The sequence below is a fragment of the Psychrobacter sp. AntiMn-1 genome (genome assembly GCF_001854065.1).
In the GTDB taxonomy this organism is placed as follows: Bacteria; Pseudomonadota; Gammaproteobacteria; order Pseudomonadales; family Moraxellaceae; genus Psychrobacter; species Psychrobacter pacificensis.
This window is the reverse complement of record NZ_CP012969.1, coordinates 3,086,018-3,101,828: the sequence shown is the minus strand read 5'-3', so window position 1 is coordinate 3,101,828 and position 15,811 is coordinate 3,086,018. Positions and strand designations below refer to the sequence as shown.

The 15,811-nt window shown below is 42.3% G+C and carries 15 protein-coding genes and 1 other RNA gene; 3 read left to right on the top strand and 13 right to left on the bottom strand.

Features of this window, described 5'->3' with window-relative positions:
- Positions 1-23: 23 nt before the first annotated feature.
- From AOT82_RS13380 to AOT82_RS13365, 3 genes are all read right to left on the bottom strand, one after another.
- A protein-coding gene (locus AOT82_RS13380) for an IS3 family transposase (protein WP_442965703.1) occupies positions 24-1,099 on the bottom strand; the annotation gives its coding sequence in 2 pieces (ribosomal slippage) (positions 24-850 and positions 850-1,099; 1,077 coding nt in all).
- Positions 1,100-1,304: 205 nt separating this feature from the next.
- The gene (locus tag AOT82_RS13370; RefSeq protein WP_071003554.1) at positions 1,305-2,300 is read right to left on the bottom strand and encodes a DUF932 domain-containing protein; all 996 of its coding nucleotides are present in this window, start codon (positions 2,298-2,300) and stop codon (positions 1,305-1,307) included.
- Between the two features lie 45 nt (positions 2,301-2,345).
- Positions 2,346-2,624: a hypothetical protein gene (locus AOT82_RS13365; protein WP_071003553.1), complete on the bottom strand. Its 279-nt coding sequence runs from the start codon at positions 2,622-2,624 to the stop codon at positions 2,346-2,348.
- Between the two features lie 102 nt (positions 2,625-2,726).
- On the opposite strand from AOT82_RS13365, the gene AOT82_RS13360 reads away from it, so the two are divergent.
- Positions 2,727-3,083, top strand: a complete 357-nt coding sequence (locus AOT82_RS13360) for an IS630 transposase-related protein (protein WP_071002712.1) — start codon at positions 2,727-2,729, stop codon at positions 3,081-3,083.
- Positions 3,064-3,576 (top strand): IS630 family transposase, encoded by a 513-nt coding sequence (locus AOT82_RS13355; protein ID WP_227517133.1) that lies wholly within the window; start codon positions 3,064-3,066, stop codon positions 3,574-3,576. Before AOT82_RS13360 ends, AOT82_RS13355 begins: the two co-directional genes overlap by 20 nt.
- 93 nt (positions 3,577-3,669) lie before the next feature.
- Here the strand turns inward: AOT82_RS13355 and AOT82_RS13350 are convergent, their stop codons facing one another.
- Positions 3,670-4,593, bottom strand: coding sequence for a YagK/YfjJ domain-containing protein (locus tag AOT82_RS13350; RefSeq protein ID WP_071003552.1), 924 nt, complete (start codon positions 4,591-4,593; stop codon positions 3,670-3,672).
- 507 nt (positions 4,594-5,100) lie between these two features.
- Here AOT82_RS13350 and AOT82_RS13345 point away from each other — a divergent pair.
- Positions 5,101-6,048, top strand: a complete 948-nt coding sequence (locus tag AOT82_RS13345; protein WP_071003551.1) for a hypothetical protein — start codon at positions 5,101-5,103, stop codon at positions 6,046-6,048.
- 215 nt (positions 6,049-6,263) lie between these two features.
- Here AOT82_RS13345 and AOT82_RS13340 read toward each other — a convergent pair whose 3' ends face one another.
- The 9 genes from AOT82_RS13340 to AOT82_RS13300 all read right to left on the bottom strand — a co-directional run bounded on the left by AOT82_RS13340 (position 6,264) and on the right by AOT82_RS13300 (position 15,690).
- Positions 6,264-6,563, bottom strand: coding sequence for an AtuA-related protein (locus AOT82_RS13340; protein ID WP_071003550.1), 300 nt, complete (start codon positions 6,561-6,563; stop codon positions 6,264-6,266).
- Positions 6,560-7,906 (bottom strand): acyclic terpene utilization AtuA family protein, encoded by a 1,347-nt coding sequence (locus tag AOT82_RS13335; protein ID WP_071003549.1) that lies wholly within the window; start codon positions 7,904-7,906, stop codon positions 6,560-6,562. Before AOT82_RS13335 ends, AOT82_RS13340 begins: the two co-directional genes overlap by 4 nt.
- A 22-nt stretch (positions 7,907-7,928) precedes the next feature.
- Positions 7,929-9,218 carry a CitMHS family transporter gene (locus AOT82_RS13330; protein ID WP_071003548.1) on the bottom strand — a complete coding sequence of 430 codons (1,290 nt, stop codon included), beginning with the start codon at positions 9,216-9,218 and terminating at the stop codon, positions 7,929-7,931.
- Between the two features lie 365 nt (positions 9,219-9,583).
- Positions 9,584-10,954 carry an aminotransferase-like domain-containing protein gene (locus AOT82_RS13325; RefSeq protein WP_071003547.1) on the bottom strand — a complete coding sequence of 457 codons (1,371 nt, stop codon included), beginning with the start codon at positions 10,952-10,954 and terminating at the stop codon, positions 9,584-9,586.
- 384 nt (positions 10,955-11,338) lie between these two features.
- Complete coding sequence (locus AOT82_RS13320) at positions 11,339-12,967, bottom strand: long-chain fatty acid--CoA ligase (RefSeq protein WP_071003546.1); 1,629 nt, start codon at positions 12,965-12,967, stop codon at positions 11,339-11,341.
- Between the two features lie 666 nt (positions 12,968-13,633).
- Positions 13,634-13,879, bottom strand: coding sequence for a hypothetical protein (locus AOT82_RS13315; protein WP_071003545.1), 246 nt, complete (start codon positions 13,877-13,879; stop codon positions 13,634-13,636).
- 67 nt (positions 13,880-13,946) lie between these two features.
- Positions 13,947-14,198: a hypothetical protein gene (locus tag AOT82_RS13310; RefSeq protein ID WP_058024156.1), complete on the bottom strand. Its 252-nt coding sequence runs from the start codon at positions 14,196-14,198 to the stop codon at positions 13,947-13,949.
- 376 nt (positions 14,199-14,574) lie between these two features.
- Positions 14,575-14,933: a transfer-messenger RNA gene (ssrA, locus tag AOT82_RS13305) on the bottom strand.
- Between the two features lie 85 nt (positions 14,934-15,018).
- The gene (locus AOT82_RS13300; RefSeq protein WP_071003544.1) at positions 15,019-15,690 is read right to left on the bottom strand and encodes an alpha/beta hydrolase; all 672 of its coding nucleotides are present in this window, start codon (positions 15,688-15,690) and stop codon (positions 15,019-15,021) included.
- Positions 15,691-15,811: the final 121 nt, after the last annotated feature.

Genomic DNA, 15,811 nt, shown 5'->3' with positions numbered 1-15,811 from the left:
AACACAACATCATCGTAGAATTGTTAAGCCACCTGCCTGTACTCAGCAGGTGTCATATCATTAAGTGAATCATGGGGTCTTTCGTTGTTATAAACCTTGATCCAGTCTTCAGTCAGCATATTGACCTCGTTTAAATTGTTGAAAAGGTAGCAATCTAAAACCTCATTGCGATAACTGCGATTAAACCGTTCAATATAAGCGTTCTGATAAGGACAGCCAGGCTCGATATAATCAATATAGATGCCATGAGCTGATGCCCAATCAGTGAATACCCTGGATGTAAACTCACTGCCGTTATCCACACGAATTTGCTTAGGATAACCATGCCACTCAGCCAGCTGATCAAGGTAGCGAATCACTCGGAGTGAGGGAATACTGGTACCAATATCAATGCCTAATACCTCACGGTTATAATCATCAATCACATTAAAGGTTCGAAAGCGAATATTGTTGTGTAGTCTGTCGCTCATGAAGTCCATTGACCATGTATGCCCCAATGCATTTGGCACACTTAGCGGCTGAGGGTTACGTGTTGGTAAGCGTTTTTTAGACTTGCGGCGTAGGTTTAAGTTTAACGCTGTATAAACTCGATGTACGCGCTTATGATTCCATGAATAGCCAAGCTTACGTATACGTTTAAAGCACTTTGGAAAGCCCCAGCGATTGTGCTTGTCAGTAAGCTCATTTAAGACATCAACAATCTCACTATCATCAAATAGCTTAGGCTTATAGTAGTAAGCGGTTCGACTCATGCAGACCACCTGACAACTCACTGCAATGCTGACATCATACTGCGCCTGTAATTCTTGCGCCCAGACTTTGCGCTCGGGTACAGGCGCTATAGCTTTTTTATGATCTCTTCCTGCATTTGCGCTTTGAGGCTTAAATCAGCATACATCTGTTTGAGCCTACGGTTTTCTTCTTCAAGCTCTTTTAATCGCTTAACATCAGAAGCTTCCATACCACCGTACTTGGAGCGCCATTTATAGAAAGTCGAGCTAGCAATCCCGTATTTACGGCACAGCTCTTTAGCAGGTATTCCAGCTTCTGCTTCTTTTAAAATGGATACTATTTGGGTCTCAGTCATTCGTTTGCTCATATCAAAACTCCTTATGGGTATTTTATAAGAAATTCTACGTTTGAGCTGTGTTATTTTAGGGGATAGTTACACGCTGAGTCGTTGCTCTATTGTTTGGCATAGTCGTGTTCATGATGAACTCCTTGTAAGTAATACATGTGGTTATCAGACTAAGGGCATAAAAAAACCACGCCTCTAAGCGTGGTTTGTGATGAAGTAAGTATCGTTAAGCGATTAAACGCAAGGCTTCGTCTAAGCTTTTGTCTTTAAGCTTTGCGCCTGCACCGAACCATGCAGAATCAAGGCGATGATCTTGCGACATAGCGCGGCGCTCATGATCGACAAATTCCGTCATCGCATTTAGTAAACCATAGGCAGTGTCTTTGGCAGAGGCCAAATCTGCACCACGACCTTGACCGTTAAACATGGTCATCACCTGATTCATTGCTTTGGCATTAGGGACAGCTTCTTTCTCTTTCTTAGCCGTATTGAATAAGATGAAGTTGTCTTCCTTGACGTCATTAAACACACGATTTAAATAGTTGGCAGCTTCCGCTTGTGTGACTCGGCGCTCTGATAACTGCTTCATTTCATAGTTAAAGGTGTCCCATTGGCTAACGGACACGCCCAGTTGCTGCTTTACCTTCTCTGCATCAAAGGTCGTGCTGTGCGGTACTTTGACCACGCCGCCGCTGCCATTGGCTAAACTGATTGCCAAAGTATTGTTGCAGACCACACGAATATTTGTGAACTGAGCAGTGGTGGCAAGAGTGCCATCACATGCAGTTGCCAGTAACAAGTAGCCGTTACTGACATCACCGCCACGAAGCGTTGCTGACTGTCCAGTGCGCGCCAACGCCCAAAACTTACGACCACCTTTAAGCACTCCAGCAGTTTCTAACTCAAAGTCTGCTTGCTCGGTCAGATCACGATAGAACTCTAGAATCTCATTGGGCTGTACTTCTTGATAGCGCTGACTGACGACTGATAACGGTTCAAGGGTGTCACTACGATACAGTACTTTGTTGCTGTCATAAGGCAAGATTAGATTTTGTCCTTTATCGTTGGTTGCCATATAGCTGACATCTGAGGACTCAATACGCCAATCCATACCTGCTTCACGTGCCCATACTTCAATGGGCTGTTTTGGGGATAGCTCGTTGCCGAGGCCATGCCAAGGGGTTTCGCCAACGTAAGCCATGCTCTCGATTAAATGTGCCATGATAGTTTTCCTTTTGATTGAGGTTTACTTAACTAAACGGATGGGTTATAGCGTGAATGATTTAAAACAGTGCTGACAAAGATAGCTTTGCTGATAGGTTGTAATCAGCGGTGTTTTTGCGCGGCCTGTTGCTACGCTCACAGCGGAGGCAATCGCAGTTGCCGTGATGACACCAATAGCAGGATTTACTTTGTAATGTTTGCAGATGCTTACACCAAGGCTTGTCAGCGTTGCCTGAGAGCACAGCTGATCGAGTACTGATGAGGCTGGGTTAGATTGACTGATCACATCGGATGAATGACAGTACGGGCAGATATTTTTCATAGAACCTCCTTATTATCGAACATAAAAAAGACCTGCTTATAGTCAATCCCACTTAAAAATGTTATAAACTAATTATCAAACCCAATTGTTATTATAAAGACCATGACTTACTCACTAGATTTTCGCAAACAAGTGCTAAAAAGCTTAGACGAGGGTATGACCTTTGCCGAGGCAGCTGAATTCTATAACCTCAGCCCAACCACGATACAAAACTGGAAGCGGCGTGTTCATAGCAAAACAACCAGGCAAACCAAACCCTATAAAATACCAGATGACGTGCTACTTAATGATGTTAAAGAACATCCTGATGATTACCAGTATGAGCGAGCCCGTCGTCTAAACTGTAGTAAAACAGGCATTTATCATGCCCTAAAGCGCCTAGGCATCAGTCAAAAAAAAGACATTAGAGCATCCAAAAGCTTGCCCAATAAAAAGAGCGGTGTATCAGGGAAAGCTTAATAGCTTTACGCAGCAAGGCTATCCCATCGTTTATATGGATGAAAGTGGCTTTGAGTCTGAAACCATTCGCTCTCATGGTTATGCACCGATTGGTAAGCCTTGTATCGATAGCTACAACTGGCAAGGTAAAAGGCGAACCAACGTTATTGGTGCTCTGTATGAAAAGATGCTGTTTGCGCTTGATTACTTTGAGACAAACATCAACAGCATTGTCTTCTATCACTGGTGCAAACACAAACTAATCCCAAGTCTTAAAACAAAATGCGTGATTGTGATGGATAACGCCAAATTTCATAAAAGCAAACGCATTCAAAAGCTACTAAACAGGCACGGGCATCGTATTCTTTGGTTGCCGCCGTACAGCCCAGACCTAAACCCTATCGAAAAGAAATGGGCTCAAGTGAAGTTTCTACGCCAAGGCTGGATGGAAAACGACTTATCCAAATTGTTTTATGATGTTTGTCCTAGCCATAACAATTTTATTTTGAACTGACTATATAGCAGGTCTTTTCAAATGGTTAGAAACAGATGAACAAAGCAGGGATAGCCACCTCAGTCATCTCATGAAGATACTATATATCTGAAATTATTTTGCTATAGGCGGTAGACCACGGCGATTGGCTGTGCGGTATTGTCCATGACCAAAGGTGCGCATACCACGCACTCTGATCTTAAGCGCTTGGTCTAATTTACTTGGATCAGCCAAGTATAGTGCCGTACTGATCGCATTTTCAGCTGTCACATCATTAACTTGAGAGTCTCGATGAACCATTCCAAGCCCTAATCGTTCGTTACGAGTAAAACGCTTTTTATGTGCAGGGTCATTGCAGTTAAAATACGACCCTAAGCCACCAGTTATTTCTTGCCATTTTTCACCAACTCTCTGCCCCAAATAAGTGTCTTTTTGCCGCTTATTACCTTGGTAAATCAATAACAGGTGGCAATGAAAGCCACGATCAAAACCTTGCTCGATTGCCCAAGCATGACCTTCCAAGTGCTCAAAGCAGGTTTTCTTATTACTAATTAAGTCTCTTAAATTGCTTACATGATCATTAAATTCATAAATATCAACTTTATCAATTTTTTCTTTTAAATATCCCAAATCAACTCGGACGACTAATAGCTTAGCATAATGATCAAATATGCAGCTTAAGTATCCCTTTAATGACAATCGATTATCTTGCTTTTGCTTTTGAAACTGCTTTTCATAATCAATCACTGCCAATTTATAATTTTCGTGAATTAAATTAATAAAATACAACGTTCGTGAATTATCCCAAATTAACTCTTCTGGTAAATACCATTCAGCAGCAACATATCCTGATCCAATAAATGCTTTGACAGTCTCTGGATAGCAAAGTTCAAAATCGAAATTGTAAAGAATAGGTAGGTATAATTCCGTGAGATAAATACTCACTTTGCTGATACTAATTCTCTGGTGCAAAATATATTTTACCAAGCGATCGGCTTGACAAAGTAGCTGGCTGAAATTGAGGTTTGATACGGTCATGACTTACTCCTTTGAATTGAGGTTCATAGGAGTAGTGCAATCTGTATTTTTTAAATTCCATTAACTTAATTATAAAAATCGTGTATAAATCAAAAAAAACAGGTTAAGTAATAATATAAATAACCTGCTAAGAAAGCACTTTAGCCACACAGTCAAAAATAAGATTTTGATTCGGAGAATACCGGTAATTATAAATAGAATGAAGGATATTCATGTAAACTTCGAAGCCATAGCGTCTTAAAAGTAGAAGATACTACTTAGTCAAGCACGTTCGACTTAGCATATTTTTGCATTTATCATGGATACGTTGAAGATGGAGTTAAGTATGTGTATACTGCTTTAACAGGTCATGTACTTATTGTAGCTTGTGTTATTAGGAATTTTTTATTACTAAAATATTACTGTAAATACTACTAAGTTAACGCTAAATTTCAATAAAAAAATTACTAAAAGTGGATGTTCTTACGACGTAGCTATCACTAAAATATTTATTTTGGAGACTCATATATGGATAATACTGTAGCTTGGATCAATAAACTCAATAATAGGGAGTTAAATTTTTTAACATTTGTTTTAAGTCATTACAATTATCAATTATTACTTCCAGCAAATAAAGAGCTTATTATTAGAGATGTAAAAGATCTTTACTCTAGAAAATTTAAAGTACTAGGTAGTATAGAAAAAATTTTCAAATCAAAAATAATTGATGAAGATTTATTCAATTGGTTAAAAGAAGATACTAGAGCTTTATTATGGATGTATGAAATCTACGACAAAAATTTCGATCGTGCCTCAATGATAAAGAATAAAACACAAGCTTCTCCCAAATTATTTGAAAATTTTATTTACAATATCGACGCTTCTTATTATCCAAACGACACACCAAGTTCTTTTTATTCATCTTCAGTAGCCATACCTAATTTTAATATAGATATTCAAAACAACTCTTATAAACCCCAATTCACTGATATTAATTTTTCTTTAGAAAAGAAAATAGAATACTTAAATTCAGCTAGAAGTAAATATATTGAGCGAAAGACTGATCGTAAAAACTTGATTTGGATAGATAAAAACAACGAAGAGCAGATATACTGGGCAATTGACTATTTAAAAAATAATGGCTTATTATTAAACATCAGGGGGTTTTTAGCTTATACGATTGATGATTTATATAATCTTATTTGTGCTAGCTTAGATACTCTTGACAATAATATTGACATTCCTTTTGGCAAGCAGTACACACAAAGCGCACACAAGCAGTTAACTATATCAAAAATGCGTAAAGCCTGGAGCCAGAAAAAATTTCGTGATAAAAAAGATGCTGAGTCTGCTCAAGAATACTTCTTGACTAGACGTCATATGAATAAGCTAAAAAAGCTAGCTGATGAATACGGTCTAAGTAGCAAAGAGTGTCTTCAAAAGCTGATTGATGAAGCTTATAATAGTATCGAGTGATAGTAATGCTTGTCTTGAATGTAAACATTTCACTTCATGTACACTACATTGTACACTTCAAAATGCACTTCAATTATTATCAAATAAAATCAATATCTTAAATACATATAACCATTCCGGCTCCGGGTACCATTACATAGTTCTATACTATCTTATAGAGTAGCCAAAGCCCCTGATATCAGGGCTTTGCTGTATCTATGATTCGCAACTCTTATCTATATGTCCAAGTCCAGCAGCTTTGAGCTTAAGCTCTTGCCATGCATATCTTGCGCCAGCGACTTGGTCACCCCGCCGCCTAATGCCCCATACAAAACAAAGTTAAAAGCTTTTAAGTTTGGCAACTCATAACGAATCACCTCTCCTGCTACAATATCTTGGAACCAGTCTTTGACCACGGCTGCGGTTACTTTATCTTTGAGCAATTCGTAATCAGTCTCCTCAAACGCGATCAGAGAAATATTGGAGATATTGCCTTTGTCACCAGTGCGAGAATGGGCAATTTCACGTAGTTTCATTTATTTGACTCCCAATATGAGACAGTAATGTCCGTATCGGTTTCTGGAATCAAGATAGAACCGATGGACACGATAGCCTGAATGTGTGAACGAATACCGCCGCCACCTGCGGGGCCATTGGTATACAGCGTCTCGACCTCTCGGGTGATGGCTTGTGCCATGGTTTTATCCGGGGTACGCGCCGCCACCCGTAGTCGCACCTCGGCCGCCTCCGCCGTGCTGGCAAACTCATTGCTATATAACGAATTGAGACCGATAAAGTCATAGCGTATCTCGATCGGTTTAATATGCTCAGCGGCTAGCCTGTTTTCAATGACCCGCTTGGCAAGCGCGGCCCTTTTGACTGCCCCTGAACCGCCGTAGCTGATCTCCGCTTCTGCGATATAGCCATCTTTATAGCCGATACTGGTTTTCAATAGACCTGTTTTGGGCCTGCCTGATCCGCCAGACACTTGAACCACATCGTTATCAATGGCTTTCACAGACACGTTAGAAAAATCAGCAATCACATCTGGGGTAAGATAGCGGGCAGGATCATGAATTTCGTACAGCAACTGCTCTTTTACCGTCGCCTCAGAGACCAACCCGCCAGCATTGGGCAGCTTGGACACGGTATACTCTCCGTCCTCTGTCACCGCCAAGATAGGAAAGCCAACATTCCAAAGCTCAGGTACCTCCTTATAATCAGGATCTGCAAAATAACCACCTGTGATCTGAGCGCCGCACTCCATCAAATGACCGCCAATTGTGCCTTTGCCCATCAAATCGGTATCGTCAAAAGACCAGCCAAACTCATACACCATCGGCGCCAAAAAGAGCGACGGATCGGCGGCGCGGCCCGTGATGACGATATCTGCGCCAGCGCTCAATGCTTGCACGATACCTTTGGCACCAATATATGCATTGGCCGAGACGATAGAATCGCCAAGATCTGCAATGGTGCGATCGTTTTCCAGCAGTGTCTCATTCTGATAACGCACAATGTCTGTAAACACATCATCACCTGTGACAGCAGCGATTTTTAAACCATGAAACCCTTGCTGCTCGGCGATCTGTTTGATTGTTTCGGCAGCAGCTTTGGGGTTGGCAGCCCCCATATTGCTGATGACTTTGACCTTTTTTTCGACACACAGCGGCAGTACTTGCGCCATACGATACTTAAGTAAACGGTCATAACCCTCGTTTGGCTGCTGCATTTTGCGCTGCTGGGCAATGGCAATGGTACGCTCAGCCAAGCATTCAAACACGATATAGTCCACGTCGCCGTAGGTCATAACATCAAGCGCAGGCGTCAATCTGTCATCAGCATAACCTGCGCCAGACCCAATTTTGATGGTTTTCATTCCTTACTCCTGATTATTTTATTTAAATGATCACGCCCGTGACTACCGCCACAATGGTCATGACCAGCGTGGTACCAAACGCCCATTTAAAGACAAACTTTTGATGATCGCCCAACTCCACACCCGCAAGGCCAATCAACAAGAACGTCGATGCGGTCAGCGGACTGAGTGGGAATCCGGTGGTCATTTGTCCCAGCATAGACGCTTGACCAATTTGGACAGGATCCAGCCCGTATGCACTCGCGGTCTGTGCCAAAATCGGCATCACCCCAAAATAATAGGCATCAGGAGTAAAGACGAGGCTTAAAGGCATGCTCAAGACGGCAACGATGACGCCCATCGAACCACCCACCGCGTCTGGAATGATCTGCACCAGCGCCGTCGCCATCGCAGAAATCATCTCTGTCCCTGATAAAATGCCCGTAAAGATACCTGCCGCAAAAATGATGGACACCACGGTAATCATGCCAACCGATTGCGACTTGATCTGATCCATTTGATCATTAGGTTTGGGATAATTGATAAGCACAGCGATGGCGAATGCCAGCATAAAGACGATTGGCAGTGGTAGCCAAACTTGCACCAACGCCACAATAGTAACTATGGTCAATATCAAATTGAACCAAAATAGCTTGGGGCGACGCATATCGCGCGCTTCTTCCGTCAGCTCATCATGCAGGCTGTGCTCCATGTCTTGAACGCCCAAGCGTTTGCGCTCTTTTTTGCCCACAAGGTAGGCCACAAATACAATCCAAACTACACCTGCCACAAACGCAGGAATAAGCGGATTAAATAACTGCGCGGTACTCACCTCTAAAGCCGCCGCCGCACGTGCAGTTGGGCCGCCCCAAGGCGTCATGTTCATCGTACCTGCACCAAGCGCCACCAAACCCGCCAGTATGATTCGCTTCATACCCAGTTTGTCATATAGCGGTAGTAGGGCTGGAATGGTGATTAAAAACGTCGAGGCGCCCGAGCCATCCAAATGCGCCACCATGGCGATCACCACGGTGCCGATACAGATTTTGACAGGATCGCCTTTGACCAGTGTTAATACCCGCGAGATAAGCGGATCAAACAAACCTGCATTGTTCATCACGCCAAAAAACAAAATGGCAAACCCTAACATGATACCCGTTGGTGCCACACCCACGATGCCGTCTAGCATAAAGCCGCCAAGCTCTGCGCCAAAGCCGCCGATTAAAGCAAAAACGACAGGCACAAGAATAAGCGCCACAATGACGGATACTTTTTTAGTAAGTATCAACGCCAAAAACACGAAAATCGTCAAAAACCCAAGTAATGCCAACACATTCCTTCTCCTTGTGAACGTTAATCTCTTCCATGTGATATCACGACCAGCTCACCTCTCCATCGGTGACTCACTGGCATCAGCTTTACTAGAAATATCACGGGTGCAGGAGGCTTCCAAGGGTACAGATGAACGTTTTGACAGGAAACTGTACCCGTTTTGGGCACACATTTCTGTGCTATGGCAGGCAGTTACTAGGAAAATGGGCGGTGCGATTCATCAAACAAAATGACAAAAATATCGGTCATTATCGATGCATTTTTAAGAAATACTGGCAGGTTTTGTATCATGTTATTAAACAAAAAATATCTCCCACACTGTCAAAAGCAAAAAGTATGCTTTGATATAACGCATCAACATAAGCGTTAATGATGGTTAAAAATAGCAGTTTTAATAAACTTAACCGTGGTTTTGTCTATATAGAATTTATTGACTCTTAAGGCAAAATAAGTCGGATCGGAGGGAAAAAACAGACTACCAGGCGCGATGAAAATATTATTATTTTTAGCGGCTTCTACCGCCTTTTTATCGTCCATCGGAATACGAAACCACAAAAAATTACCACTGGGATTATGCGGATAAAGCGTCAGGCCGTCGATTTTGTTTAGCTGAGTGATGGCAGTGGCTGACTTCTCCGCAGACAGATGCTTGAGCGCTTGCAAATGATTGGTCAAAGCGCCACTGGTGATCAGATGGTTGAGGATATTTTCCATGATGGATGAGGTATTGATCACCGTAATCATCTTAAGCCGTGTGAGTGATTTGATCACCGATTTGGAGGCGACGACAAAACCACATCTGATCGACGCAGAGACGGTTTTTGAAAAACTACTGACATAAATCACAGGACAGGTTTGATTAAAAAAGTAACTGGCAGCGTCGTCTCTTGCCAATAAAAACGGGTCGTTTTCCACAATAATCACATTATATTGGGTGCATAATGCCTGAATCTCTGCCATATTCTGAGACGTCAAATCTGTACCCATCGGATTTTGTGCAAAAGGCTGCAAAAATAAAATCTTGGGCTGAGATTTAATAATAAGGGCTTCTAAATGATTAGCGTCTATGCCCAATTTGGTTCGCTTAATGGTATTAATAGCGACTTGATGTAATTCAAGCTTACTAAATAGCGGATAATATCCGGGAGACTCAACGATGACTGGATCGCCGCTGGTCAAAAAGTGCCGAATGATCAAGTCCAAACTGTGATTGGTGCCATAGGTCAATAGAACATTTTGCGATTCAACCGTCATAGCGCGCCTGCTTAGGATGTCGACCAGCAGCCCTCGCAGTAATACATTGCCAGCAGGATCGCCATTACCACGATCAAAATGTGCCACCTCAGCGCTTTCACTCCCAAAACGGTCACTAGCCTGCCCCAAATAGCGCTCAAGGTTGAGCTTATCCATGTATTCTTTGGGATAGCGGCCCGCCCCAGGCTTATGATGCGACTGGTTGACCATTTGTTGCTCCAACAAGTCAATACCTGTATAAAACGGGGTCGCGTTTAGCATGGGTGTGTTGGACAAATCCTCTCCCACATAAAAACCCGATTTGGGCAGCGCTTTGATCCAGTGCTGCTCAAGCAACTTGTTATAAGCCGTGATTACGGTGTTTTTGGACACCTTATGTTTTTCGGCCATCGCTCGAATGGAGGGTATTTTGTCTCCTACTTTTTTTCGACCAGCTTTGATATCGTCAATCACAATGAGACAAATTTCTTCGAACTTTTTCACCGTCACACTCCATGTTGAGCAACCACCACGCTCAGTACGTACTCGCTTTCGCAAATGCTATTTCTAAAATAGATTAGTAGCATGTGAGGAAAATATCATAACTGAAAGACCTATAGTTTATAATCTGGATATCAAAATTGATATTATTAAAGAGAGAACAGACCGAACAAGGTATCTCTTCATCTCAAGTCGCCAAGTCGCCAAGTCACTGAGCATCGCGCGATAAGGCTTATTTTGGTGACTCAGAAAAAACACACTAAAAAAGGTTGTCTACGCTATGAGCATAAACAACCTTTTGATCGTGATTACCATCATAGTATCTGATGGCTAAGATTTTTTAACACCGATCAGGGATATCATGAATGGTATCTTAAAAGCAGAACGCTACGCCTCTAATAGCGCATCACCATACTCATCACGCAAGTCTTTTTTCACCATTTTTCCGGCACCGTTTAGTAAGATGTTCTCTACAAAAATAACTTTGTCAGGTATCTGCCAGCTAGCAATTTTATCTTCATAAAAACTTAGCACTTGTGACTCATCGAGTTCTGCATTCTCTTCTTTTACCACAATCAGTACCGGACGTTCTCCCCATTTTTTATGTTTTGCGGCGATAGCAGCTGCCATTTTTATCTGTGGATGGCCGGCAGCGATATTTTCAAGCTCTACTGAGGAGATCCATTCTCCACCAGACTTAATTAAATCTTTTGATCGGTCACGAATATTCATATAACCATCAGCATCAATAGTTGCAATATCACCCGTGTCAAACCAGCCATCTTCTGTAATGGCATCAGGATTCTCTGTATAATAATCGTTGATAATCCAGTGACCTTTGATCTGCAAGCGACCCTGAGACACTCCATCCTCTTTGACTGGCTTAAGTGGCTCATCAGTGTCTATGAGACGTAACTGAACACCATACGGTGGACGTCCTTGAGAGTTACGTAGCTCGTCAATCTCATCTTTACTCAGTGATTTATGCTTAGCTTTTATTTGATTCATCGTTCCAAGTGGACTGGTCTCCGTCATACCCCAGCCGTGTACCGCATCGCAATTAAAGTCTTCTCTAAACGTTTTAATCACTGATGGTGGACAAGCGGCGCCACCGACAATGGTCCGCGTCATACTATCAAGCTTACTGCCTCTGGCTTTAGCAGCGGTCAATAGGCTTTGCCAAATCGTGGGAACGCCTAACGCAACCGTCACCTTATAATCATCAATGAGAGATACTAGGCTATCACCATCCAGATTGGGACCTGGGAGCATCAGAGAGCAGCCAGTTAATGCAGCCGCATAAGGGGTTCCCCACGCGTTGACATGGAACATCGGTACTACAGGGAGTAGGACGTCTTGCGCAGATAAACCCGATACGTCCGGCATACAGAGTGCCATCGCATGAAGCACAGAAGAGCGGTGCGTATATAAAATCCCTTTAGGATTGCCTGTCGTTCCTGAGGTATAGCAAAGCGAGCTGGCAGTGGCTTCATCAAACTGAGGCCAATCAAAGTCAGCATTATGCTCTGCTAATAACTCATCAAAGAATAATACCTCAGGCAGTTTTGCGACGACACTGTCCTCTCGAGCGCTCAAGCAGATAAAGTGCTCAATCCCTTTAATATCTTCTTTAATCGCCATGATAAGCGGTAGGAATGTGACATCAAAAAATAGCACGCGGTCATCAGCATCATTGATGATGTAACTAAGCTGCTCAGGAAATAGACGTGGATTGATAGTGTGGCAAACCATGCCACTGCCTGAAATCGCATACCAAGCTTCTAAGTGACGGCGATTGTTCCAAGCCAATGTGGCTAAGCGCTCTGATGATTTAAGTCCGAGCGCAGCTAAGGCATTGGCCAACCGTTTTGAGTTATTCGAAATCGTAAGCCAATCAGTATGAGTCATTTGTCCATCGACTTCTTTGGACAAAACTGCCGTATCGCCATGATAGCGGGCAGCGTGTTCGATTAGACCACTGATCAGCAATGGCTGATACATCATTTTTCCTAACATAGTACATTCCCTGTCGTTGTTAAAAGTTCGCTTATTTTTATTCATGTATCCTCTAATACTAAAAATAAACCACAATTAAGAATAATCAGAATGGTGTGTCAAGACAAGATAATATTATAATCGCCATCGATTAAAATAAACGGCTGTTCATTATTTATAGATTGCTGCTAATACTCTATTTTCCTTATCCTACTAATTTACCAAACAGCTAACTACATTAATCATCAATAAAAAATCGTTGAATTGCTCTAAACTCATTAGGGCGTGTTGAACATTCGACCATGGCACTGACAGCGACTATTTTTTAGGCGATTCGATGTTAAAAATAATAAGTTTAGTCATTCTAAGCGCTTATTTTTAACGATGAAGCGGCAAAAAAGAGTCCTGTCCCCTGCTTTTATCGTTGGGGCTGATGCTAAAATTGCCCCATACTGCGTTACAAATCTCGCTAAGGCATCTGCATTATCGTCGCTTTGTGCCTTGTCTGGAACAATTTTAGCGATCAGCAGTGCCTATTTGCGAATGTTCAACACGCCCTAAATTTCTTAGGTACTTTGAGCAATACCATATAATGCAAAAAAACCGATCAAATTAAATGATCGGTTTTTTGTTCATGGTGGGATAGCAAGAACTAGGGACACGCCCTAAATACTTTGATAAGTTTTTTTAAAAACCAACTTCACTTTGCGTTAGTGCACGTACCTCAATCGGTACTGCATGAAACCAACCATTATCTGCGGTGCAATAAAACTGCCCGTCCCTAAAATCTACGATACACGCTGTAAAGTCGTTCCCTACTTGATCTTCCATAGCGTCTTCATCGCTCACATCACTCACGGCACACCATATTTCTTGATGGCCATTTTCAAGCATTAAGCGAGTTAATTGACTCCCCACCATTCCACTATCCATACCACTGACTCCTACAATGAAGATGATTATTTAGGCAAACAATCAGGTTACATCCGTGTTCATTCAACTATAAGCCTACGTCATCTTGAGTAAGCTCGACCTTTTTAACGGGTACAGCGTACTGCCATAGATGGCCTTTATCACAAACAAAGCCATCATCACCCAAAGACACGATAGACACTAATAATTCGTAATAACCATTATCGATGGCTGTCATAGCATGATCGTCACTGACATTGCTCACAGCACACCATACCTGATTATCATCCCGCTCTAATATTGCCTGAGTCAATCTACTACCCTGTAGTTCGATAAGCATGTCTAATCCCTCATTTTTAGTCTGTTATTTTTATACTTTACAGATAAATTCACTTTCTACAATATATTTTTTCGACTTGAAGGTTACAAATAGACATACTGAAAAGCAATTCTAGCTTGCCTTGAGTAGTGTTTTAGCTAATTACGACGATGATAAGCACGAGATATTTCATGGTGAAATCTATGCTACGTAACGTGATATAGGTCAAGGATATCAGAGTATTTTTTGTTAATATTGAACAGCTGGAAAAGCTTCAATACCAACAATAACCCCAACATCCTATATGGTAGCCAACCTTTTATAAGGTAAGAGAAAGTCAAAAAACACGCAAAATAAAGGGCTGACAATCTGCGACTGTCAGCCCTTTATCAATATTTGGTGGAGATGGCGGGAGTTGAACCCGCGTCCGCCAGCATTACGCTCATGAATCTACATGTTTAGTTTCTGTCTTTAAATTTAATCCGCACCGATCCGACAGTCAGGATGGATTGGACGATTCTCTACTTTTGAACCCAAGCGATTGAGACAATCCCTTGTGGCGAACCTATATGCGGACGCTTCAACTGGGCTAACCAACTATAGGTAATCGGCAGCGCAGTAAGCAGGGTTTAAGCTGCTAGAGCGTAAGTTTCGTCGTTTGCGACTATAACAATATATGTTTGATTAACGAGAGGACATACACTCTCGACATGCATCATTGAGTTTCATCACCAGCGTCGAAGCCAGAACATCCCCAATAAGACTGACTATTATATAGGATTTATTGATGGTTTTTCAACCTATACATAACCCTTATTACATTACGTTACAGCGAATCATCTTAAGCCAAGACGGTGTTTAGCCATTTGCCGATATTTTGAATCTGCGGCATACAGACTTGATGTGCCATCGAGTAAGTATGGTATTCAACGTTGTAGCCTTTGCTCGTCAATAACTGCTGCGCATGCTCGCCTAGGATGACAGGCACGACTGGATCATGCGTACCATGCTCAATCAGAATCGGCATGTCTTTATTGGCAGCACTATACTCAATATTGTCATTGGTCGCTAAGTAGGTGGAGAGCGTCATCAAGCCAGCTAAGCGCTCTGGGTAGCCAAGTGCCACGTGATACGCCACCGCCCCGCCCTGCGAAAATCCGGCAATAACGATGTGCTCTGGTGATACGCCGCGCTCAATCTCACGGCTAATCAAATCTTGTATCTGCTGAGCAGACTCTTCAATCTGAGCCACATCTACTTTGCGCTCCAGACTCATCTCTATGATGTCGTACCATGCTGGCATCACCATGCCGCCATTTACGGTTACTGGGCGTTTTGGTGCATGTGGAAAGATAAAACGTACTGCCATATCATCAGCCAAGCCAAGCTGCGGCACAACTGGCTCAAAATCATGACCGCTAGCACCTAAGCCGTGTAGCCAAATCACCGCGCGATCTATCTTTTTTTGAGAGGGATTGTGCTCAACGACGACGGCGTCTAAATAGTTACTCATAGTTATCCTTAATAATGTAGTGAGATATGCCCTAAGCATTTCTATGTTTTTTGTCAAAATAATGTATGTGTCATTATATGGTCAATATCATCTGTTAGTTTGAGAATATGTCAATAGTGAG